Origin of the sequence: Actinomadura mexicana (genome assembly GCF_900188105.1) — a bacterium.
GTDB classification, from domain to species: Bacteria; Actinomycetota; Actinomycetes; order Streptosporangiales; family Streptosporangiaceae; genus Spirillospora; species Spirillospora mexicana.
This window is the reverse complement of sequence record NZ_FZNP01000026.1, coordinates 43,943-66,091: the sequence shown is the minus strand read 5'-3', so window position 1 is coordinate 66,091 and position 22,149 is coordinate 43,943. Positions and strand designations below refer to the sequence as shown.

The following is a 22,149-nucleotide window of genomic DNA, read 5'->3' as shown; positions in this document are numbered from 1 at the left end:
GTCATCGTCACTCTGCTTAGTACCCGTTCTCGCCCTGTTCGCATCAGTTAGGGAACTTCATCCCCTCGTGTCCCACCTGAGCCTGACACAGAGGGAGGCGGCCGACCGAGTGTTCGGCGATGCCGTGGAGGACGCCGAGTTGGCGATGCTGTTCCTCCTCCTGGGCGAGACGCTCATCCCCCGAGGGCGCGGTCACGACGTCTCCCGGCCGGAGGACTCTTCACGGACGAGGGCGATCAACTCTGTCAGCCGGTAGTTGGCCATGCTGAAGCCCAGTTCTCGCAGCCGCTGACCAAGCCGATCCCGGCTGAACGAAACCCCCTCACGTTCCACCTGGCGGTGAAGCTGACGAGCGATGGCCAGCACCTCTTCGTCGTACGGGGCCTCTGGTGCGCCCTCATTGCCGACCGCGCGTGAGGTGGTGGAGGCGGGCGGCCGGTGGAGAGCCAGCCGTTCGGCCAGCGGTGCCTGCCATCGCCACGACCACCTGCCGTACTCCTGCTGCAGTCGTGAGACGGCCTCCAGATGATGGCGCTCCAGTTCTAGGGCCTGCTGGTACTCGGTGATGTGCCAGAGGACCATCCGTCGCCACAGCAGGAGGCTGGAAGCGGGCGCGAGTACCCAGCGGGCCATCGGCACTCGCTCCACTCGGCTGGCCGATGCCAGTCCGACCCACCGTCGGATCAGATGCCGCACACCTTCGATCACTGTGACGAACAGGACCGGCATGGCCGCATACATGAGGCTGCCCCCAAACTCTCCGTGTGCGGCAGACACGTTCACCAGGACGGTGCCGGCGATGTAGAGCCAGGCGACCCAGCGCAGGACCGGCCACGGTAGGTCGAGATACTCCATTAGCAAGTCCCAAGCCAGCAGGATCAGGATGCCCACGTCCATTCCAACGGGGACGATCCAGGCGAGCCCCTTGAAGTGCGGCTCGGCCATCTGCCGGATGGTGGTGAAGGAGCCGAGGCCTCCAAGGATCGCCAGCGCCGCTATCAGCGGCGCGACCCCAACTGCCGCCCACCTGACAATGCCTGGCTCCGGGTGCGTCCGGACGATGTCGTTTCGAGTGTCGTCCGTAGCCATCGCTCGCGATCGCTTCAGCCAGGTCACCGCCGCCGCCTTTCGACCATCCAGAGCAGCAACTGGGCGACGTATCGGGGTTCGGCCGTGGTGCCCAGAAGACGGCCGTGAGCGGTGACGTAGGCGTAGACGCCGTCCGCTCCAGCGCACAGGACGGTCTCGGACCAACCGTTGTGCCGGATGCGCAGGCACCAGCGTCCATTGCGTGGCTTTCGGACTCGTACTCTGAGCCCCAGCCGTCTCAGCTCGTAGCGCAGCCGGAGCAGACGGGCGCGCCGTTCCTCCAGCTCAACCTGCATGGTCGATGCCTGCGTCCCCATCGCTCCCCCGGTGATGTCAGCCCAGCGCATCATCAACTAAAGCCTTCGAAGATGAAGATGTATCACTCATAGACGCCGGTCAACTACAGAGTGCGGTCGGCGTGTTGTGACTTTTTTGGGTGATGTCGGGCCTCAGGGGCTGTGTCGTCGAACCTCTTGCCGCAGCGGCGTGCTGGACGTCCGTCTGACGTGTAGGTCGGCAGTCGCAGGAGCCCAAGGTGTTGGGAAGGCGGCCATGGCAAGGCGAGCTGGGGTTGGCTGGGCCGTGACCTCGAGCCACGGAGCTGAACTACCGGTCACGTGGCCGAGGTGTTGTCTTGCTCGACGAGCAGCGTCCGCCTGCACCTGGCGCTGCTGAAGGAAGCGGATCTGGGTGATGGTTTCGAGGAGTGCGATCAGCCGGCTGGCCAGGACAAGGACCGAGACGGTGGTGTGGTTCTGGTTGCCGGTCAGCGCCAGGAGACGAGCGGCAGAGCGCAAGGCATTGCCCGCTGAGGTGGGGTGAGGGATGCGGCCGTAGGGCGAGCGGGCGGCACGCTCATAGGCGTCCGCGGCATAGCCCAGATGTCGGTTGCCGGTGGCTTTAGCGGCCACGTGCAAGACGTCGGATGCAGCCCAGCAGGCGTCCTCGGCTGCGTACGGATTGGTGGCCAGATACCTGCGCATATGTGAGTTGGCGTAGGCGGCGGCACGAGCCGCATCGTCATAAAAGGCTTGGCGCTCCTCTGGCGTCAGATCATCCCTCGGAGAAGCACCACCCGCAGCGCCCGAACCTGATGCACCCCAGCGTTGCCTAATGCGCGGGAGGGTGAGGTCGTCGGCGAGCTGGCCGCCGGAATACCAGGCGGGCTCCTCCCCACCCGGAAGCGCGACGGCGTAGCCGGTGAGTTGATCGGGGTCGAGCCGGCTGTACCGGCGACGTACGAGCAGACCATCGCGTTCCAATAGCTCAAGGAAGTCGGCGGGCGTCCGCGCCTCGTCCGCCGCGCGGCGGACGGTCGTCCGCAACACGGCGCGCGTCGTCCGCGCTGACAGATGCCGTCCGGACGGCGGACGAGCCCCCGGACGATCGACCTGCTCCGGGGCCCATCGGCGACGGAGTCTGGGAAGGGTGAGGTCGCTGGCCAGCTTCCCGCCGCCGAACCACACAGGCTGTCCGGACGATCCCAGATCGTCTGGCAAAGCAACGGCATAACCGGTGACCTCCCCGGTGAACTGCGTGCTGTGACGCAGGCGCACCAAGACCCCCTCAGCGCCCACGGCAGCGAAGAATTCCGCTTCGGTCCGTGCTCCCGCCGCCGCGGTGGCGACCCGCCGCCGAAGCACGGCGCGAGCAGACTCACCACGTCCGGCCCGCGCCGCCTTCTCGGTCTCGGCACGCTTGGGCCGCCGCGCCGCCGTCCGGTCCGCCGGGGCCGTGGACCGCAACCCGAATTTCCGCTCCATGGCCCTGCAGGCATCCCGAATCCGATACCCGTCGTTCCATACCTCTGGTCGTGTCCCGTCCGGACGGGCGAGAGTGGCGACGACGTGGATGTGGTCATCGGCATGACGAACCGCGATCCAGCGGACGGCGTCTTCGTCTCCGTCCGGCGCCAGCCCGGTGCGAGCCATGGCCGTCTTGGCGACCTCTCCCCATTGCCGGTCGCTCAGAAGCGGGTCTTCCGGTGCCGCCCTCAGGGAAAGATGCCACACCGGCTTGCGGTAGTTGCGCTCCCCCAGCAACGCCAGCGGCTGATCCAGCAAGCCGTCCAGGTGACGAAAGTCCCGGCTGCCGTCCGGCCGCAGCGCGGGCTCCAGCTCGGCTGGGGTTCGGAAGCCCGCCACGATGTGCGGATCGCGGTGCTCTCCGCGCCGTCCGGGCCCGTACAGGTACCGAATCAAGCCCTGGACCCGTTTTCCCCGCAGAACCTTCCCAATCAATGCTCGCCCATCAAGGAAGGCTGCGCCGCAGCTCGTCTGCCAGATCATCGAGCTTGCGCACTGTCCGCGCCGCCGCCTCGGCGTACCACTGGAGCTGAACCGGCGGATCCCCCGCGTGCAGCGCTGCCACGACCTGGTTGAGGTTCACTCCGATCCGCCGGGCCTGCCCCGCCGCGTGCATCACCGCCGCCAGGGCTTCTCGCAGCTCGACATAGTCGGCACGCTCGGCCTGATTTGCCACGGCCAACAGGACCTGAGCCGCCCACGCCCCCGTCGCCAGCCGTTCTCGCTGCGCCGCCGTCACCAGTAGAGCGTGCTCGTCCTCGGACAACGCGACGAACAACGCACGCCCTCGCCGCGGCGTTCGATGCGTCCTCCGGTTCCGGCGAGTCTCACGCCTCGGCGACGAGTCACTGCCTCTGTCCTCGGTCATCACCCTCCCCCGGATCGCGCTCGATTCGTCACGCTCGCTGTGGACCGCGCCCGGTCCACACGCCAAATCCTTAGGATTTCCATTTCTTGCCCCGCGCCCGCCGCCCCCCGGCGGACGGCGCGGGAAGTTGCCCAGCACCGCTAGATAAGGATCTGCAAGGACGCCCCAGCGGCCAGCACAGATCTAGTCGGGAACGTGGAGAACGAAGAACCTGTCATCACCCTCTTGGCGGACGCCCCCGGCGCCGTCGGCAACCCGCGAGCCAGCTCAGACGACCACTCTCAGCCACCCGACCTCAGGCCCGGCTGCTTGGGTTCCGTCTCCCACGATCGCTGGAACCCTCGGCAAGGACCTTTCGGCGATCACCCTGTCGGACCATGCTGGATGCCGTGCTGTAGCAACCTTCTCGACCGATAACGCCGCAGGAGACGACCGATGAGCACTGAGCCAGTAGCGGACCTGCCCAAGCTCGCCGCCCCGGCCCGGCGAGCATTGGCGGCAGCCGGCTACAGCAGCCTCACCCAACTCGCCGGGGCCAGGGAAGACGACATCGTCGCGCTGCACGGGATGGGCCCCAACGCGATGAAGACATTGCGCCAGGCACTCCAGGAACACGGCCTATCGTTCCGTGCCAGCAGCGACGCCTAACGGCTGCCGGCCCCTAGAGGACGCCCTGGGTCAACGTTCCCGGCGTGGGTGCGGCACCTGCGGCGGAGAACGAAGCTCGGGCGGAATCGCGTCGGTGCCACAGGGATTCGACAGGACGTCACCGATCGGGTTGGGGAAGTCCTTCTTCGCGGGCTCCACCTGCGCCGCCTCACGATCGCCAGCCCTTGCCGCAGGCCCCCGCGTAAGGGACTGCTTCTCGCCAGCGTCCACGACGTGGATGGGAGCGAGGGCGCTCGCGGCACGCCGAAAGGTGTCACCGAGATCGGCGGCCTGTTCAGCCGCCCGCCCCAGCGCGTTGTGTGCCGATGTCACGGCGGGGATTGGGTCACCGCTCTGGTCATGCCCGAGCCGTCCGGCGTCCAGTTCCCTCGTGAGGAACGCATCGATCTGCTCAGCCGTCTGTGCCAGGCGGAATGAGGTCTGAGCCAGGTTCCCCAGAACCGTGTACGCGGCTGCCGGCTCGGAGAGCCCCGGTGAGTCTTGGGTCAGATGGTTGAGGTCCCGGACACGCTCATGCAACTCGCCAGCGAGTCGCTCGATGTCCTCGTTCGTACGGGTCTCGTGATCGTCCATGTGTGGTGCTCTCCAGCATCGAGGCGGATCCGAACATGCGGCTCTCCTTTCGTCGGGGACAGTCCACAGTCTCAACACTCACTGAAGTGAGATGAGACTGTTTGCGCTCCATACTGCCTGGCGGTGACGCCGATGGCCAGCTAGCCCGTCGGTGTGTCCGTCCTGATGACCTCGATGACGGCAGACGGGCACTCGCTGCCAGTTTCGGAAGCACTGAGGGCGTGCGCCGAAGCTGGTTGCAGCCGCCTCGACGCACGCCCTCCCTCACGGCCCCAGCGGGGCGCTACACATCTCCTCAGGCAGGCTTGCCGGCGCGGTACTCGAGAGCCTCGGGTGTCTCGTTGTACTCCAGGAGGTGGTTGCCCGCGATGCGCTCGAGGACCTCTCGGACCTCGGCGGGCGTCGCGTAGAAGAACTCCCTGCGGAGGTTGACCTGGTTGACGCGACGTTCGGAGAACTCCTGGTGGAGCTTGTTCTCCAGACCAACGGCGTCATCGCTGAAGATGAGCGCGTGGACATCGAACCGGAACGGCACCGACGCGTCGCCCAGCTCGCGTACCCGGTCCATCGGCTCCAGGCGCCGCGTCATCCCTATCTTCACCATGCGCTCGCCGAACGCACCGATGTTGGAGATGACGTACACGCAGCCGGCGCGGACGTTGGCGGCACGACCCTCCACGTCGGAGATGGCCGAGTCCACGTCGGCGAGCTTGGCCCGCAGGTCGGCGGCACCCTCGGCGTTCCCGTTCGCCTCCAGGCGCGCGAGCGCCGACTCGACGTTTGAGCGCTCCTTGAGCAGGCGGGCCTTCTCGCGCTCGAACTCCTTGCGGGCCTTCTCTTCCTCACGCTGCCGCTCGCGCTCGGCCCGGACGCGTTCCTTCTCCTCCTCGGCCTTGGCCAGGTGGTCCGCGGTCAGGCGAAGCTCCTTGACGCGTATCGCGCGGTAGTCCCTGCTGACCCGGATGTCCATGGTCTTGCCGAGCCGTTCGATCGTCTGGGCGCTCTTGTCGAGCCGCTCGATCGCCGACTGCAGCTTGTAGGGGCGCATCGTCCGGACGAGGTTGTCGGCTTCGGCGTTGTAGGCGCGCAGCATCAGCTTGGAGAAGTCCCGCACTATCTTGCCGCCCTGGGCCGCCAAACCGTTCACCATCCATACGCGAGCTTTCACGGGCGGGCGCAGGGTTGGATCCACCGGTGGTGGGTCTACAGCACGTTTGAGGACCTCATGCTGGTGATCGCGCCGCCGCAGGAAGGCAAGCTTCGTTCCCGCTGCGCCGGCCTTCGCCGATCGCCGCGGTGGAGATGGCCGAGTACCTTCTGGCGCGCAGCGAGGGGACGATCGGCGAACTCGCCGCGCTGCTCACCGACGCGGCCGTCGCCGCAATCGAGTCCGGCGAGGAGGCCGTCAACCGGCGCACCCTGCTGATGGCCACCTATGCCGGGCCGACCGAGCGGCGCCGTCTGTTCGAGCGGGAACTGCTGTGAACGGCCGGGTCCAGCGCTGGCCACTGCACCCGAGGCCGCTGCCGGGCGAGGCGCTGTCGTCGTGGCTGGACCGGGTCTCGGGCGAGCACTCCCTGCCCCTGCGCGATCTCCTCGAACACAACCTCGGGTCGGCCTCGATCGTCGACGAGGGATGGACCGCGGCCGACCTGGACTGGGATCCACCCGACCGCGTCCTGGCCGAGGTGAGCGAACGCACCGGCGTCGAGCTCGGTGACCTGCGGGGGATGACATTCGCAGGGTGGGTGCCCTGGCTGATGGACGGACTCGACTAAGGAGACCAGGAACACTTCGACACCTACGTCCGGCAGGACTCGGTGCTGTTGGCCCCTGGCGAGGTCGGGCACAACGTCGTGCCGCGATGGCGGCCCTGGCCAACACCCCAAGGGGTGCGGCACCAGTGCCCTGTCTGCGCCGACGCCCCCGACCGTGTCGTCCCGCTGTTCTCGCGGCTGCCGCTGATGCTTAGCTGCGCCGACCACGGATGTCGTGTCAAACCTGCCGGCGACATCGCCCTGGCGGCCTTCGACGGAGAACCGATGCCGCCCGAGCCCGCACCGCCGGACGTTGTTGAGCTGGATCGGCGCACCCACGAAGCCATCGCCACTGGCCGAGTCACCCTGCCGCGCCGGTCCGTTCACGCGGGGGTCTGGTTCCGGCTGCTCCGGACACTGCTCGATGAGGTCAGCACGTCGCCGGCGAAGGTGCGCAAGCGTTCCCAAGCAGTCCTCAACACGATCTGGGAGGCCGTCGGGACTCCGGCCAGGGCCGGCCTCAGCGTCTGGCGCCCCTTCGAGGCGCTCGACCGGGACCAGCAGGAGGCGATGCTCCAGGCCGCCGCGATCGCCGTGCGGCAAACCGAAACAGGAGTGATCATCGCGCGGGGCACGCTCGGCCCGCTGCTGACCTCCCTGCCGTACCAGCCCGTCGACGCCGGGGCCCCCGCCCTGCCGACCGTTCCGCCACCTCCACCAGCAGCACGGCATTCCCCAGCCGACTTGGACGCAGCGCTCAAGGACGTCTTCGAAGCCGCGAAGACTGACCAGACAACCGCTCGCTGGATCCTGCAGTGCCTCACCTGGCGGCTCCGCAGCACCGCGGCCTTCGAGCGCGAACGCGAGGCCCTGATCACAACGTGCGCGTTACCGGCGGAGTTCCTCCCCGAGGCCCACGAATGGGATTTCAGCCGACCAGGCCCCTTCGGGATCCTGTGACCAGCCGAGCTTGCCGTGCTCACGACACCCGTTCCACTTCCTTGAGCATGGTGATGCTCCTGCCACCCTGGTGGCAGGAGCATCACCTCGGCTTACGCGTTGAGGATCTCCCGGAACTCCTTAAGCAGGGCCTCCAGCTCATCGACCTTCTCAGCGAGCTCCGCAATCTTGGCCTCGTTCTGCCGATCGACCTTGAGGGCCTTGGCAGAGTTGATCTGACGCAGGGCCTGCTCCGCTCTGTCGCTGCTGGATCCGTTGCGCACCGCATCGATGACTGCGGCGGCCTCGCTCCCGGTCTTGTAAACCACGACGTACTCGTTCTGGTCGCGAGGAAGATCCACAGGAAGGTGATCCAAACCGATGTTGCGGAGCTCTCGGCTGATCTTGGCCACCACGTTCACCTTGAGCCTCGTGTATCCGGTCAGGTGGCGCAGGTCCCACATCGACACCCGGAGTACGTCGCCACGGGCACGTACGTCCGCATCGAGCTCCTGCCACGTGTCGTACTTCGGCTCCTCATGCTCATCCACAATCTCGCCAACTGTCATGCCTGTCTCCTAGCTGTAGCGTGTTACCAACTAGGCCAGTGTATCTAAAATTTGACTGACGCCAATCTTGGATCTTAAATCCTCCGACGCAGGGAGTTATCGCCCGGGAAGCGACTTTGGCGCCTGTTCCACTTCCTTGGAAGTGGAACAGGATGCCCAAGCGGCCCGCAACTCGCTCCCAATCGGACACCGACCGTTCCGCAAGTCGTTCCACAACGGGCGTTCCAGAAGACCGTACGGAGTTGACTTTCAGTACGATCGAGGGATGGGAACCGGTAGCGATCACCCGCACGGCGGACTCGACCTCGGCTATGCCCGCGTCTCCACCACCAAGCAGCACCTGGAGCGGCAACTCGACGCCCTGGCCACCGCCGGCATCCCCGACGAGCGGATCTACGTCGACAAGAAGACCGGGACCACCGTCGACCGCGACGGCCTGGGCCGGCTGCTGGCCTACGCCCGGCCTGGCGACACCATCGTGGTGCACACCCTGGACCGCATCGGCCGCAACCTGCGCGAGGTCCTCAACCTCGTTCACGACCTGGCCGAGGAGGGGATCGGCGTACGCTCGCTGGCCGATCCGCTGCCGATCAACACCGCCGACGAGGGCATGGCCCGCATCGCCTTCCTGCTGCTGGCCCTGTTCGCCGAGATGGAACGCACTTTCACCGCCGAACGCGCCGCCCACGCCCGCGCGGTCGCCCAGGCCGCCGGGCGGCAGATCGGCCGTCCCGTGGCCCACCCCGAAGACAAGATCGAGTACGCCCGGCTCTTGAAGGCCCAGGGCGACTCCCTCGGCGTCATCGCCGCCAAGACCGGCATCCCCAAGACCTCTCTGCACCGCTACCTCGGCGCATCCCCCCAGGCGACGCCGGAACACTGATGAGGCCCCGGACATGCCCCGGGCCATCACCTCCGGGGATCACTGACCTATTGGTAGGCGGCGACGGCGGCAAGGTAGATGCCGAGTGCGGTGCTGGCCGCTCCGCCGCCGACCAGCAGAGCGTGCGCCAGGCCCGAACCAGCGCAGTAGGCGGCGATGCTGGCGGCGAAGGCAATGATGACGGCGCACGCGACAGCTAGCAGCAGCGAGAGAACTTTGACCATGGTCATGGCGCCCCTCCTTGGACGATGCCGGAGGCACGAGAGTGCGCTGCGCGGCTGGCGCCCGTACGCAACAGCGGGCGAAGCGGGCGGACGCGTCGTTATGGTGCTGGCGGGCGGGGGTGCCCGCCGGGTGCGACCCGGGCGGCGGGCACATTGCGGAGGAGGTGCCGAATGGCGTCGCGGGCGGTGCGTGACTGGTACGAGGCGCTGCGGTCCCTGGAACGCAAGGCGGCCGAGAGCAGACCTCGCTACTCCCGGAGGGGGACCGCCGAGGAGCTGAAGAAAAAGGGCGTAAAACTGCACGCCCAGCGGCTCAGCGAGTGGCTCCGGGACGATATCGACGCCGCGGATATCCCCCGGCGCTCCGATCCGGAGATCGAGACGGCGGTCTGGGCGCTGATTGAGCTCTGGAGCGATTGGGCCGGCGACCGGCCCCCCAACCGCAGGTACTGGATGGACCTGTTGGATGCGGCCCAGCCCGCTGGCACCCGGCTCGCCGCAGCCGAAACCCGCGCGCAGACGGCCGCGCAAGCCCGGCCAGCGCAGTTGCCCGTCGTCCCTGCGGACTTCGTCGGCAGGGACCGGGAACTGGCCGAGCTGCGGGCGCTGTGCGCGCCGGAGGGGCCGGGGCCGGTCACGGTCGTTGTCCACGGCGTCGCAGGCGTCGGCAAGTCGGCCTTGGCGTCATACGCCGCCCGCGAACTGGCGCCGGGCTATCCAGACGGACAGCTCTTCAGCCGGCTGCGGGAGGACGAGGGACCCTTGCAGTCGGGCTCGGTGCTGGCTCGGTTCCTGCGCGCGCTCAACGTGCCTGCGGCCGACGTGCCAGACGACGTGCCCTCGCAGGCGGCGCTCTACCGCACGCTGCTCGCCGGGCGGCGCATACTGGTCGTGCTGGACGACGCAGCGAGCGAGGCGCAGGTACGACCGCTGCTTCCGCCCACCCAGAGCTGCCTGCTCCTGGTGACCAGCCGCAACCCGCTGCCAGCGCTGGAAGGCGCGACGCCGTATCGCCTCGAGTTGCTCGGCGAGGACGAGTCTGTGGGTTTGCTCGCCCACATCGCTGGCAAGGACCGGGTCGACAGTAAGGCGACGGGCCGCGAGGTCGTTGAGTTGTGCGGACGGCTGCCGCTGGCAATCCGGATCGCCGCCGCCAGGCTGCGCGCCCGCACCGACTGGACCGCAGCCCACCTGGCCGAGCGCCTTGCCAACACTCGCCGTCGGCTGCGCGAGCTGCGCGTCGGGGACCTGGACGTCCGGGCCGCCTTCGAGCTTTCCTACCGCGGCCTGGGTGAGGACGCCGCTCGGCTCTTCCGCCTGCTGGCCGTGCGGCCCGGCCCGACGTTCTCCGCCGAGTTCGCCGCCGCACTACTTGACTGCCCCGTCCCAGACGCCGAGGAACTGCTCGAACGGCTCATCCTGGACCAGCTCATCGAAGTTCTCGGTACGCCGGGCCGCTATTGGATGCATGACTTGATCTGGCTGTTCGCTCTCGACCTGCTAGTTGAGCGCGGGGAGGTTCAGCTGCCTATGGACGCGATGCTCCCCTGGTATCTCTACGGGATCACGCAGGTGATCTGTGCGCTGCGGTTGCCGGTGATCGCACCAAGCCGGTTTGACGACGCCCTTGTCCCCGCCGTGTCCGAAGCTGAAGCGCTGGCATGGCTGGACGGCGAGGAGGAGAACCTGTTTGGCCTCCTGAACCTCATCGACGGCGGCAATGACGAGGTCACCGTTGAGACGACAATTCTGATCATGACCATCGCCCGGCGTTACGGTATGCCGGTCGAAGGAGAGCGGGCCCTGAGCATGGGCCTGGCTGCGGCACGGCGGACTGGTAACCACGCTGTACAGGCGGGTTTGTTGCTCGTCCAAGGTGAGTATCTCGTCCGCCGCAGAGACTGGGAACAGGCACGGGAGCGGCTGACCGAGGCCCTGGAACTGGTTGATCAGGGCGAGGACTCGTCGTTGGCCGGAGCGCTGCATCTCCAGCTCGGCTACGTCTACCAGGGCCTGGGCCGCGACGAGGACGCAGCGCGTGAGATGACAGCCGCGGCAGAGCTGGCCGCAATCGTCGATCCCAAAGCGGCAAAGATACTGTCAGCGTGCCTCATGGCCAACAGCCTCCTGGACTACGGTCAGCACGAGGCGGTCATCGCCCTGCTGGAGCCGAACATGCAGCACATCGACGCCGAAGGGGGCGAGGATGAGGGCCTAATACGGCTGTACCTCGGCATGGCGTACAACCGGCAGGGCAGACATGCCGAGGCGGTGAGCCTCCTGAAGAGGTCCTTGCGGCTGTGCCATGAGCACGGCATTCGCATCCGGGAGCCCCAGGTGCTGCTCGAGCTCGGCATCGCGTACCGCGACCGCGGCTGGCTCGCCAAGGCGCGGGAGGCTTGGACGGAAGGTCTCTCCAAGGCTGAGACAGCGCCCGGCCCGCGGACCGTCGCTGGCCTGGCCCACGAACTCGCCGAATACCAGTACTGGAAAGGGAACCACGAGGCCGCAGGCGAACTATTCACCCGGGCGGCCGAGGCATACGGGGAGGCGGGTCAGGACTGCGACAAGGCCAGAGCTCTGGACCGGCTTGCCCACGCTCGGGCGCAGCTAGGTGACCGGGATGGCGCAGTCGAGGCATGGGACCTGGCGGTGCCCCTGGTCCAACAGTTCTGCGACAAGAAGACGGCGGAGTACGCGCTGCGGCTCATTCGCGACGCCCGCGCACGCTATCTCAGCTGATGCGCGCGCCCTGCGGCTGTGCAGCGAACTCCGGACATTTGTGCAGCAGACTTCAGAAATTGGCATCCTCCGCACGGCCGGACTCGGCCTGAAAGTGTCGAAAAAACGCGTCGAAAAGACGAAGCGTTCAACTAGCTGACAGGGCCTTTTGTCGTACAGTCGCCGCCCTTGGAGGGGACCGCATCATGACGAACGCCGAACGTCCGGCTGGCCCGTCGCTGGAGGACTCGCTGAGCGAGGACCCGCTGGCCCCCGAACCCGCGATGGGCGGCGGCGTGCTGATCGGATACGCCCGGGTGTCGACCGGCGGGCAGCGGCTGGACCGGCAGACCGCCGCGCTGAAGGCGGCCGGCTGCGCCCGGATCTACGCCGACAAGAAGTCGGGCAAGAACATCGAGCGCGAGGAACTGGCCAGGGCGTTGGAGTACGCCCGGCCCGGCGACACGCTCGTGGTGCCGTCACTGGACCGCCTCAGCCGGTCCCTGCAGGACCTCATCGCGATCGTCGCCGAGCTGCGCACCCGCCAGGTCGGGTTCCGGTCGCTGCACGAGGCGATCGACACCACCACGCCCGGCGGCCGCCTGGTGTTCCACGTGTTCGCCGCGCCGGCCGAGTTCATCCGTGAGCTGATCGTGGAGGGCACCCACGAGGGCCTGGAGGCCGCACGCGCCCGTGGGCAGCGCCTCGGGCGGCCACCGGCGCTCACCCCTGACCAGGTTCTCCGGGCCCGCGCCCTGCTGGCCCGCCCAGAGGAGTCGGTGTCCTCCATTGCCCGGCTGCTGGGGGTGAGCCGGTCCACGCTGTATAAAGTACGTGCCTGAGGCCAAGGGCGGCACGCTGGCCGTCACCGCCGACTGAGCCAGGCCGGGCCGATGGTCGGGACCGATCCGAAGGTCGACCGCGATGTCGTCCACGCCGAGCGCGACGTCGTCCACGACAGGCGCGTCGACGAGGACGCCGACGACGGGCCCGCCCATGGCGGGATTGGAGCCCCGTCATGGGCTTGTCCCGCCCGGGCAGGAGGAGGGGTGAGTTCGGCACTCGTGCCGGTTTCGCCCGACTCACGCTTCGCCACGGGCCGCCCGCAGCGCTTTCCACACGTCGTCGAGTTCTGTGCGCAGTCGGGCAGCTGCGGTGTACTGGCTGATGGCGCGGGCCCCGATCGCGCTCGCGGCCGCGCCGGGGTCCAGGGCTCCAGAACCGCCGGGTTCGAGTGCCTGTCGGTACGCCTCTTGGACGGCGGTGTCGCAGAGGAGTTGAACGTCCTGCAGTTGGCGTATCGCTCCGGCGACTTCCTGAAGGTCCTCGACGAGGGCGGCGGGGCATCGCCTGGCGACCGCTTCGAAATCGAGCACGAGCTCTTTCAGCTCGTCCTCGTCCTCGTCGCGGCGGCTTTGGTTAGGCGCGGCGATGATGCGGTCGACCACGCGTTCGGCACGCCGGTAGTAGCTGCGGATCTCGTCGAATTCCTGCTGCCAGGAAGCGCGTTCAGCGGCGCGTTCCTCGCGGAGCCTGGTCTCTTCGCGTTCGTCTGCGCGTTCTTGCCGCTCTTGCCGGAAGCGTGCGCCGTACCTGCGCTCGGCAATGATGAACAAGACGACGGGGAGCAGGATACTGAGCCCGGCGATCCACCATGCGTTCTGGATGCTCAGGCGGTCGCCCTCGGTGACCCCCTCGGTGGCATGAAGGTAGTTCGCGGTATAGAGAAGACGTTCGGCGGCGTTAGCAGGCATGATGGCCCTGCTCCTTCATGTCGAGAGGAGTACGGTTCAAGGCGCCCGCATCGTGGTGCTGTGACAGTGCAGATGCGGACGCCTACGCCCCCCAAACGCGCCGGCAAGCGCGTTTGGGCGATCGATCGGTGGTGCTGGCGGCAACCAGATCCACCGAAAAGCACTGCGGCCCCGAAGAATTTCTCCGGGGCCGCAGTGACGTCGGGAAGCAGAAGGAGGACAAGATCAAGCTGACGCACGACCAGAAGTCGGGCGAGCTCGGTGCGCTGGCTTGACACTCAGGGGCCTCCTTCCTGAGATAGAAAAAGGGCCCTCGGCCGGTGTGGCCTTGGACCCTGAACGTTGGCGAGGTGGGTGTCGATGGGCGCTACGTGCGCAGCAGCTTTGCGCCCCCCACCTGGCACTTACTCCGACCAGGTGGGCAGCTAAGGAGAAGCGGCCCTCGTAGCATGAGGCCAATGTACTCCATCGAGACGATGGCCCCTGGTTAAAAGAGCTTCCGGCCGTCAAGAGCCAGGACACCGCTCGTCACAGCGCATCCAGCTCCTTGCCGGAAGGGCTGATGCGGCGGACGCCGAGGCATAGGCCAGTGCGCCGTGTTTTCCCTCGCGTTGCCTCGATGGACTTGGTCGGCGTGGTGTTCCTGCAGCTCAGCGACGTTGTTCAAGGCAACTCGAAAAATCTTGGTGAGGGTGCGAGGGAAAATCCGCGCTGCCGTCCTATGCCGTCATGCACGGCAGTAACCCCCGAACGGCCGCGACGGGACGGAGGCGTGGCATGTCCACGGTGCAGGGTGAAACGCCAGGGCCGCATGTCCCGACCGGGACCGGTCCTGAGGGGCAAGGCCACGAGGTGGAGGTACCTCAAGACGAAGCCGAGCTGGCCATCGATCTTGACCTGGCTGAAGAGCTGATCGCCGATGCCGAGGCGGAGCTGGTGCCAGAGGCGCTGAAGCAGTCCAGCTCTGAAGGGTCCAAGTCCGACCGGCTGCAGGCTGACCACCTAATGGTCAAGATGGTGATCGAGGAGGGCCTTGGCGGTCCTCGCGAGGAATATTTGCTGCAGGAGCTGGTCCGGTATGCGCGTCCGGTTCTGAAAGCGCTGCTGCGCGACGGGCGGGTCTTCGCCAAGTGCAAGAGGCTGCACCGACCGGTCAGCGATGATCTGTCCTTCCTGGATTGGTCAGATCTGGACCGTGAGGAGATCGCCCAAGACATGATCTGCGATGCCTTGCCGGTGTTCAAGAAGAGCGTATTTGAGCAGGGAAGATGGTCTCCCGAAAAAGGGGCCTCTCTTAACACATATTTCGTTAATGCGTGCGTTCTCCAGTTTCCCGCCATCTATCGCAAATGGAGAGAGCAGCGTCGGCGCATGGTGTCTATGGAAGACGAGCAAGCAGGCCTGCCGATGACTGAGAGCCATGACGATCCTGCTCGACGAGTGATTGTTCAGGACAGGCTCGATCGAGCCTTGGAGACCGTGGATCTGAGGACAAGAAAGGCCCTTGCATATTACGCCGCAGGATTTACAATGAAAGAGGCAGCCGAGCGATCAGGAATGACGCCGAAGCAGCTTGAAGGGGTCCTAGCCAGGCTCCGCAAGAAGCAGGCAGGTGAAAGGAATTCGAGGCCTGACGGACGGGAAGGGCAGTGCTGATGGCTGGACAGGATAACTACGAGGCCCCGACCGATGTCTCCGATGCCCATGCAGGGCACAGGCCAACGAAGTCCAATGAGGGGGGACAGGTGGATGACCAGTTCCGCATGTTGCTTGAGTCTTCCTCGCTCGGCACCCCGGCGGCCCGCCAGATCAGGTCTATGACTGACCGGAACGAAGCTAAGAAAATCGCGCGCGCGCATTCTACCGATCCTTCTGCGCGTTCTCGTGACGACCAGCCAGACGCAGGAAGCAGCGCCGCCGGCATGGTTGGTGCCGATGAGTCTGCGGCGCTTGCCGTGCCGCAGCAGCCGGTGAGCAGTGAGCACGGGGACGACATCATCGAAACCATGATCGGTTCGATGAGGCCGGACGGGGAGTCCGGCGGTATGACCCTGGTGGTTTCTTTTTGCCGAGAAGAACCGCTCGCCGAGCGTTACAACCTTCTCAAGCTGGTCTCAGACACCATGACCGCATCGCATCCTTTGCGCTGGTACTGGACGGCGCTCAATGATGCGGACGCCTTCCTCCTGCCGATCGCGCTGGCGGATGCCTCCTTGGTGGGAGACGTCGTCAGGCTGCTCGAACAGAGACTGGCCACCTTCAATGCTGGCCAGAACCAACTGTCTCAGTTGAAGGTCACGCTGCATGCTGGCATGGCCGCTCTCGGCTTCGAGGCGAACAGTCCAGCCCCGATGCTCACCAAGCGTCTTCTGGGGTCGAAAGCAGTCGACCGGTCCTTGGAACAGTCACCGCCGACGGGGCTGGTGATGATTCTTCCCGACTGGATTTTTCGGGGCATTAAAGAGTCCCGATATGACATCGGAATGCATCCGAAGATGTTCCGCCAGACTTATCTCCCGGAACTTTCCACTGTCGCCTGGATTTATGCTGGCAGATCAAGCGGTGTGGACAGTGGGGGAACAAACGGTTCAGGTCTGCCTCCGGCGCGCAACCAGGCTCAGAAGATCGATCGGAACTTCGGAGCATCGTCTGATCCACAAGCCGGTCAGGCACCGATATCGTCCGGGGTGTTCGTGATGTGTGTGGACTCCCTGGATAGCGGAGAGTCCTTCCCGCAGCGCTCTTGGGCGGCGGTGGTGTACGCGCTGCAGTCTGCCGCATTCGCGACCGGCGTGGCATTGCAAGAGCCGCGATGCTTTGAACGCAACGGCTACGCCGTTTTCGCCATCTCTGCCCTGCGTCAATGGGAGGCCGCCAGCATCCTGCCCGCTGTGGCGACCAGGTTGCGGACCTCCAGCGCACACACTTTGCCGATCCGAGCCGGCTGGGTGAACATGCCCGATGGTGCGGGAAGCGACCTGTTGGCTGATCTGGCGCTGCTGGCCGAGCCAGGTGACTGTGGCTTGCGCAAGTCTGAAGCGAGGTCGGGGCCTCGGACGCAGCTGGCCCCGCTGCTCCCCAACCGTGTACTTCAGCGTCAGACACCGTTGCTCCTGGCAGTGGAACTGCACTACGAGGAAGGCCCTCATCAGGATGGGGTTCTGCAGCACCCAGCCACGGGCGACACCGATGACGCAAGTGTGCTCTACGCGATGATTCATCAAGCGCTGGCAGCCGCAGCGCGCATTTGGAACCCGACGACGTACGAAACCGGCAAAAACGGTCTGCTGGTCATAGTTCAGGCGCCGATCTGGCGAAGCTCTGAACTACACGAACTGGTCGGGGACCTCATCGGGCTGGTGGGCCGCTTCAACGATGCCCGTGCCACCGCCGACCAGGTGAAAATGATTCTCGCTCTGCACGGGGAAACGCACACTGACCAGGACACACTGCCCAACCGGCAGCTGATGCAGCTGATGCAGCTGATCGAACTGGCCCGCGCCGACGGCGCTTCGCGAGCGGACTTGGCAGTCATCACCTCTGACCAACTCCATTCTCAGTTGCGGACGGGTCCGTACTTCTCCGGCGCCTCCCCAGTCAGCATCAACGACCAAGTAGCGGCCTGGCTGGCTTATCTGCCCAGGCCTGCACACGACGACAACGGTCGCAGTCTCCTGGCGGAGCCGGCATATCGACTAGAGAGCAGCAGGGCCCCGAGATTGATGCCTCCCATGCCCCATAGCTTGGGCGCAGGGCGCACCTGGCCAGCGGCGCCGGAGTTGGTTGCCGAATCGGCGACCACTCCTGGAGCAAGCGAGGAACCGCCGGATGGTGTCGCCACGCAGAGCACTGCCTGGAGACTTCCAAAGTCCGACGACGCGCGGCACAATGAGGCCGCCGTCCAGGACATGTCGCGATCGGCGGGCCCGCCTGGAGTGCCGAAGGAAGATGAAATTTCCACCAGTTCCGGGCTACGGCCGGGTTTCTGGCAGGTGCTCACCGCGGTTGAGCGTGCCGGGTTCCTCGCGACCGCGCAGGAGGTGGTGTATCCGGCTGGTGCGGTCCTGTGGGAGGAGGGCCAGGCCGCTGACCACGCCATCGTGATCAAGTCAGGCGCGGTGCGGGTCTGCGTGGAGCGGGACGGCCGCGAGCGGTTCGTGGCCTTCCGCGGCCCTGGTGACATCATCGGCGAGCGCGCCGCGCTGCTGCTGCGGCAGCGCTCCGCCACCGTCGTCGCCATGGACACCCTCCATGGCCTACGCATGCCCACACAGGAGTTCGCCACCTACTTGAGTGAACATCCGCGCGTGGTCGCTGTCTTGGAACGGGAAGTGTACGGCCGACTCACCGAACAGCAGATTCATTCTGTACAGGACCCGCAGTGGACGGTTGCACCTTCATACGGCCCAATGACCCAACACGATCCGCCCAGGTCCGCGGCCGCCGCGTCGGTACCTCCGCTGCGCCTTCACGATCCAGATATGGCATGCGTGCCCCGCACCGTCGGCTGGATCTCAGCGGCGGAACCGTTCGCGCCGTCCTGGCCTGCGTACTCGGTGACCGCTACGGGCGTTCCGCTTCCCCCACAACCGGCACAGCCCGTGGCGGCGGTCGCGCCGTCATCCGGCCCGCCGTGGGCGGGGCAGAACTGCACCGTCGTGCTCACCGACATCACCGGATCCAGTTCACGCGGCCGCAACGACAAGGACCGGAGCGAGGTGCGGCGTGCCATGTACACCGCCCTGCAGGAGTCCTTCGAGGAAGCGGGGGTGCCGTGGGACGGCTGCTACAGCCAGGACCGCGGCAACGGCGCGCTCATCGTCGTCCCGCCCAAAACACCAACCGCCACCGTCATCGATCCGGTGATCCCTCTGCTCGGCATGCGGCTGCGGCGCCACAACCACAGGTCCAGCGAGGCGGCTCGTGTCCAACTCAGGGTCGCGGTGGACGTCGGGCCCGTGCTGCCCGAACCGTCTGGCGTGTCCGGTCGGCCGATCATCACCGCAGCGCGGCTCCTCGACGCCGCACCGGTGAGAGAAAGGCTCGCCGCGACGCGCGCCGACCTCGGTGTCATCACCTCGAGGTTCGTCTACGACTCCGTCATCGCCCACAGCCCAGGCTATGTAGACGCCGACGAGTACGAGCCCATCCGCTGCCAGGTGAAGGAAACAGACATCGACGGCTGGGTCTACGTGCCCGGATACCAGCGGCGGTCAGCAGTGACGGCGGGCGCGGTCCTGCTGGGCGCAGGGGTTCGACCTCCGTTTCGGTGACGGCCGCCCGGCTGGCACCGCCGAGCGGCACGAGTGGGGGTGGGCGGCAGCTCTGGCGGGCGGCCAGCGGCGATCCCGCCAACCCGGGTGGGCCCTGGGGAGAACCACACCCCGCAACCGAGCGTCGCGCCTGGCGCTGCATGCCGGCCCCGTGTCCACCAGCCCCGGCGGCGTCTCAGGGGATGCCATCATGTGGCCCGCCTGATCGATGCGCCCCCGTTCGACAGGACGCTTCACGACGCCGCTTCACTGTGCATGGTCGTCTCCAAACCCGTTTACGACGAACTCGTCAAAGACGGCCTCACAACCCCTAGAGCGCGCCGCCTACAGCCACGTCAGCCGCCAGGTGAAGGAATCCCAAGTCACCAGCTGGATGACCTGCGATCGGCGCCGGGAGCCGGGACCGTGCTGACGACGCTCGCGTCCCAGGCCGAGGGCTTACTTGTTCGCCACCACTTCCTTGCCTGCCGACGGCGGGGACGGTGATGCCGGGCGGGTAGAACGACGTCTGCAACCGCCAGGCATTATGTGACGTGGGTCACTGCGGAGGGTGGTTGTTAGGGCTGGTCACAGCCCGGAGCAAACCCGCCAGGGACCGGCCATCACCCGTCCCACCTGGGGATGTGCCCTGCGATTGGTGTACAGTCGTCGCCGGAGGCCGGGAAACGCGGTGCAACTTTCACCGAGCTTTTCGTGACGTTTTCCAGCTACGCCCAGCGTGAAACGGCCTCATACCGGCAGGAACTGGCAAGGAACCCTGGTATGAGGCCGTTCCGCTGCGTTCGTCCCTTCCCCGGTTAGCGGCCGATCCCCGTAATGATCACCCAAGTGATCACCTTGACGACGATCTCGAACAACCACGCGTGTTTGCGCGCCCGTCGGTACCACCGAGTCCAGTCCGACCGATCCATCCCGAACCTCACGTCCCCGGCCGAGTTGGGCCGGCCGGAAGGCCCCCGCCGAACGGAATTCATCCGGCGAGCTCGTCCCGGACGAGTCCGAGCGAGAACCCCTGTACAGACGTGACGACGTTCATGAACCGGTGCAGCACGCTGAGTCTAGCAACGCACGCGCGCACTTCCCGGATGTGTGCGGCCGCCCTTTGACCACCGGTGTTGCCTCGCAACGTTCGACCGATGGGCCAACAAGCCGATACAACCCGCACCATCCCGGCTCTACCAGGGCTTTTACCGTCGAACTGGCCCGCTCGGGTGCCGTGGTCATAGTGGTCGTGGGACAGTCCGGCGTCCAGGCCTCCTCAACCTCCCGCCTCGGCGGGTTTCAAAGGTTGAGAACAGGTCGCAAGCAACGTTCTGACCTGATGCGACATAGGCTGGCGCATACCCCTGCGTCTGCAGGAGCCCTGGTTGCACCCGTTCCTTCAGTCCTTGGTCTCCGAGGGACTCCTTCTGCTAACCACCTGCCGCGCGCATGCCCCTCATCCTCCTTCTCCAGCCAGCGGGTGACGGTGCCCTCGGTGACGCTCTTGCCGCCCTGGTGTATGGGCACAGAGAAGTAGAGAAGGGGGACTGCCTTACACGCCCTCTGGCACGTCTGCCCATGACACGGACGGGGAGCGCCTGATTCTCTGCGGCCCCGGCTCGGCCATCGCCGTGTAGAGGTTTCGGGGCAAAGCCCAACCTGATCCTCCTCACGCCCCGGTAGTGCGAGCCGGTAGTGAGAGTCGTGGGTGACCGCCGAGTGGCGCGGACTGACGCGGCCACAGGTTCTGAGAACAAGGCCGCTCAGCGGAGACGGCCCCACGGGCGGGTGTCGGTTCGGGCGAGCAGCCACATGATGGTGTGCTCCACGCCGGTGGCGTAATCCCGGCTGACCTGGGCGCGGACGTGGCCGGCGGCGATGTCTGCGGCCCGCTCCTCCTCTCGGGAGAGCTGCCCGACCGGCGGCGGGTTCTCCTCGGCGGGTTCGCCCGATACCGGCGCAGTGGGTTGGACGCCGGTGGCGAACTCGATCGCCGCCAGGATGCCCCGGCCGAATAGTCGGCTGGTCGGGCTGGTGCTGGGCGCATCCAGGCTGCTCTTTACCTCTTGGTAGAGCTCCACCACCGCGGGCCCTGGGCACGCCAGCACCTGGGCGAGGGAGTCAGCAGAATCGAGCTCCCGCTCCGTGATGGCCTCGTGAAAGATCGTTTGAGCGTCGCGGCCGCTCATCTCGATCTGGCGCAGCAACCGGCCGAGCGTGCCGAGCGCCTCGTCCTGGCGCAGCGTCTCCGCGTCGCCCGGCGACAGCACACCAGCCTCCCGGGCCCGGCGGATGTACGCCTGGTGAAGGACCTCCCGGTGCTGGCGGCGCCGACCAGCACGTCCATTCGGCGCCCGGACGTCAGGATGCCGGTGATCACGCGGTGCCGGTCGTCGTAGGGGCGAGGTCCCGGCCGCCTCCGGGACCGCTTCACCCGCGAGCGTGCGGCGCTTGGCCTCCTCGGCGCTGATCCCGACCGCCGCGGCGGCCTTCTCGGCAGTCAAGCGCAGCCCGCCGGGAGCGAGCGCTACCGCCATGAGCGCCGCTTCGCGGTCGCGCCCGGCCGTGATGTACCGCTCGGCGGCCTGCGCGAGGAACACGCTGCGGCCGTTCTCGCGGCGTAGATCGGCGAGGACGTCGATCACACGGGGGCGTTGAGCAACCGCACGGCGGCCGGTCCGGCGAGGTCGAGCGCGGCCTCGGTGAGGTCTTCGAGCAGGGCCTCGACCCGCTCGGGGTGCAGCCCGCCCAGGTAGTCGGGGAGGTGCCGGTTGATCGCCCTGGTCAGCTCGTACCGCGTCCACGCCGCCGAGTCCCGTAGCACGTCGACGACAGCGGCCTCCAGGACGGCGCCCAGGTCGGCGTCGGCGAGTTCCCGCGCCGGCATCCCGGGCTCGACCTTGCCGAGCGTGTCGGCCGGGACGCCTCGGTCCCTTTTGCGCGGGCTCGGCAAGGGAGAGCAAGGACCCGACGTCCAGTGACGGCGAAATGCTGAGCGCCGCAGCGTCATTTCAGACGAAACGAGGGCATCGACCTAACGTCA

At 66.7% G+C, this 22,149-nt stretch carries 21 protein-coding genes; 10 read left to right on the top strand and 11 right to left on the bottom strand.

Features of this window, described 5'->3' with window-relative positions; genetic code table 11:
- Nucleotides 1-192 precede the first annotated feature (192 nt).
- The 4 genes from CHC11_RS38055 to CHC11_RS38040 all read right to left on the bottom strand — a co-directional run bounded on the left by CHC11_RS38055 (nt 193) and on the right by CHC11_RS38040 (nt 3,672).
- Nucleotides 193-1,116: a DUF2637 domain-containing protein gene (locus tag CHC11_RS38055; protein WP_143227459.1), complete on the bottom strand. Its 924-nt coding sequence runs from the start codon at nt 1,114-1,116 to the stop codon at nt 193-195.
- The gene (locus tag CHC11_RS38050) at nt 1,113-1,439 is read right to left on the bottom strand and encodes a hypothetical protein (RefSeq protein ID WP_089316752.1); all 327 of its coding nucleotides are present in this window, start codon (nt 1,437-1,439) and stop codon (nt 1,113-1,115) included. The genes CHC11_RS38055 and CHC11_RS38050 overlap by 4 nt, the downstream gene beginning before the upstream one ends.
- 99 nt (nt 1,440-1,538) lie before the next feature.
- Nucleotides 1,539-3,377 (bottom strand): relaxase/mobilization nuclease domain-containing protein, encoded by a 1,839-nt coding sequence (locus CHC11_RS40860; protein ID WP_143227458.1) that lies wholly within the window; start codon nt 3,375-3,377, stop codon nt 1,539-1,541.
- Nucleotides 3,340-3,672: a hypothetical protein gene (locus CHC11_RS38040; protein ID WP_089316750.1), complete on the bottom strand. Its 333-nt coding sequence runs from the start codon at nt 3,670-3,672 to the stop codon at nt 3,340-3,342. The genes CHC11_RS40860 and CHC11_RS38040 overlap by 38 nt, the downstream gene beginning before the upstream one ends.
- Before the next feature lie 525 nt (nt 3,673-4,197).
- Between CHC11_RS38040 and CHC11_RS38035 the strand changes: the two genes are divergently transcribed.
- Entirely contained in the window at nt 4,198-4,410 is a 213-nt protein-coding gene (locus CHC11_RS38035) for a helix-hairpin-helix domain-containing protein (protein ID WP_089316749.1), read from the top strand.
- Between the two features lie 30 nt (nt 4,411-4,440).
- Here CHC11_RS38035 and CHC11_RS38030 read toward each other — a convergent pair whose 3' ends face one another.
- A complete protein-coding gene (locus CHC11_RS38030; RefSeq protein WP_089316748.1) occupies nt 4,441-5,004 on the bottom strand; it encodes a hypothetical protein in 564 nt (187 codons plus the stop codon).
- A 295-nt stretch (nt 5,005-5,299) separates the two neighbouring features.
- Nucleotides 5,300-6,154 (bottom strand): SNIPE associated domain-containing protein, encoded by an 855-nt coding sequence (locus CHC11_RS38025; RefSeq protein ID WP_483860534.1) that lies wholly within the window; start codon nt 6,152-6,154, stop codon nt 5,300-5,302.
- Nucleotides 6,155-6,306: 152 nt separating this feature from the next.
- Here CHC11_RS38025 and CHC11_RS38020 point away from each other — a divergent pair, with 152 nt between their 5' ends.
- The 3 genes from CHC11_RS38020 (at nt 6,307) to CHC11_RS38010 (ending at nt 7,721) form a co-directional block, all read left to right on the top strand.
- A complete protein-coding gene (locus tag CHC11_RS38020; RefSeq protein WP_245920269.1) occupies nt 6,307-6,489 on the top strand; it encodes a hypothetical protein in 183 nt (60 codons plus the stop codon).
- The gene (locus CHC11_RS38015; RefSeq protein WP_089316747.1) at nt 6,486-6,782 is read left to right on the top strand and encodes a TniQ family protein; all 297 of its coding nucleotides are present in this window, start codon (nt 6,486-6,488) and stop codon (nt 6,780-6,782) included. The genes CHC11_RS38020 and CHC11_RS38015 overlap by 4 nt, the downstream gene beginning before the upstream one ends.
- A 264-nt stretch (nt 6,783-7,046) precedes the next feature.
- Nucleotides 7,047-7,721, top strand: a complete 675-nt coding sequence (locus CHC11_RS38010; protein ID WP_143227457.1) for a hypothetical protein — start codon at nt 7,047-7,049, stop codon at nt 7,719-7,721.
- 92 nt (nt 7,722-7,813) lie between these two features.
- On the opposite strand, the gene CHC11_RS38005 is transcribed toward CHC11_RS38010, so the two are convergent.
- The gene (locus CHC11_RS38005; protein WP_089316745.1) at nt 7,814-8,269 is read right to left on the bottom strand and encodes a hypothetical protein; all 456 of its coding nucleotides are present in this window, start codon (nt 8,267-8,269) and stop codon (nt 7,814-7,816) included.
- A 265-nt stretch (nt 8,270-8,534) separates the two neighbouring features.
- Between CHC11_RS38005 and CHC11_RS38000 the strand changes: the two genes are divergently transcribed.
- A complete protein-coding gene (locus CHC11_RS38000; RefSeq protein ID WP_089316744.1) occupies nt 8,535-9,152 on the top strand; it encodes a recombinase family protein in 618 nt (205 codons plus the stop codon).
- Nucleotides 9,153-9,199: 47 nt separating this feature from the next.
- Here CHC11_RS38000 and CHC11_RS37995 read toward each other — a convergent pair whose 3' ends face one another.
- Nucleotides 9,200-9,382, bottom strand: coding sequence for a hypothetical protein (locus CHC11_RS37995; protein ID WP_089316743.1), 183 nt, complete (start codon nt 9,380-9,382; stop codon nt 9,200-9,202).
- 165 nt (nt 9,383-9,547) lie between these two features.
- On the opposite strand from CHC11_RS37995, the gene CHC11_RS37990 reads away from it, so the two are divergent.
- Both CHC11_RS37990 and CHC11_RS37985 read left to right on the top strand, forming a co-directional pair.
- Entirely contained in the window at nt 9,548-12,118 is a 2,571-nt protein-coding gene (locus CHC11_RS37990; RefSeq protein ID WP_179279211.1) for an AAA family ATPase, read from the top strand.
- A 185-nt stretch (nt 12,119-12,303) separates the two neighbouring features.
- Nucleotides 12,304-12,939, top strand: coding sequence for a recombinase family protein (locus CHC11_RS37985; protein WP_089316741.1), 636 nt, complete (start codon nt 12,304-12,306; stop codon nt 12,937-12,939).
- A gap of 240 nt (nt 12,940-13,179) precedes the next feature.
- Here CHC11_RS37985 and CHC11_RS37980 read toward each other — a convergent pair whose 3' ends face one another.
- Nucleotides 13,180-13,851 (bottom strand): hypothetical protein, encoded by a 672-nt coding sequence (locus CHC11_RS37980; protein WP_089316740.1) that lies wholly within the window; start codon nt 13,849-13,851, stop codon nt 13,180-13,182.
- A gap of 128 nt (nt 13,852-13,979) precedes the next feature.
- Between CHC11_RS37980 and CHC11_RS41835 the strand changes: the two genes are divergently transcribed.
- The 3 genes from CHC11_RS41835 to CHC11_RS37970 all read left to right on the top strand — a co-directional run bounded on the left by CHC11_RS41835 (nt 13,980) and on the right by CHC11_RS37970 (nt 19,124).
- Nucleotides 13,980-14,126: a hypothetical protein gene (locus tag CHC11_RS41835; RefSeq protein WP_179279210.1), complete on the top strand. Its 147-nt coding sequence runs from the start codon at nt 13,980-13,982 to the stop codon at nt 14,124-14,126.
- A gap of 502 nt (nt 14,127-14,628) precedes the next feature.
- Nucleotides 14,629-15,507, top strand: a complete 879-nt coding sequence (locus CHC11_RS37975) for a sigma-70 RNA polymerase sigma factor region 4 domain-containing protein (protein ID WP_089316739.1) — start codon at nt 14,629-14,631, stop codon at nt 15,505-15,507.
- Entirely contained in the window at nt 15,507-19,124 is a 3,618-nt protein-coding gene (locus tag CHC11_RS37970) for a cyclic nucleotide-binding domain-containing protein (protein WP_143227456.1), read from the top strand. Before CHC11_RS37975 ends, CHC11_RS37970 begins: the two co-directional genes overlap by 1 nt.
- Before the next feature lie 1,745 nt (nt 19,125-20,869).
- On the opposite strand, the gene CHC11_RS37965 is transcribed toward CHC11_RS37970, so the two are convergent.
- Complete coding sequence (locus tag CHC11_RS37965) at nt 20,870-21,751, bottom strand: hypothetical protein (protein ID WP_089316737.1); 882 nt, start codon at nt 21,749-21,751, stop codon at nt 20,870-20,872.
- Nucleotides 21,748-21,993 carry a hypothetical protein gene (locus CHC11_RS37960; RefSeq protein WP_143227455.1) on the bottom strand — a complete coding sequence of 82 codons (246 nt, stop codon included), beginning with the start codon at nt 21,991-21,993 and terminating at the stop codon, nt 21,748-21,750. The genes CHC11_RS37965 and CHC11_RS37960 overlap by 4 nt, the downstream gene beginning before the upstream one ends.
- Nucleotides 21,994-22,149 lie beyond the last annotated feature (156 nt).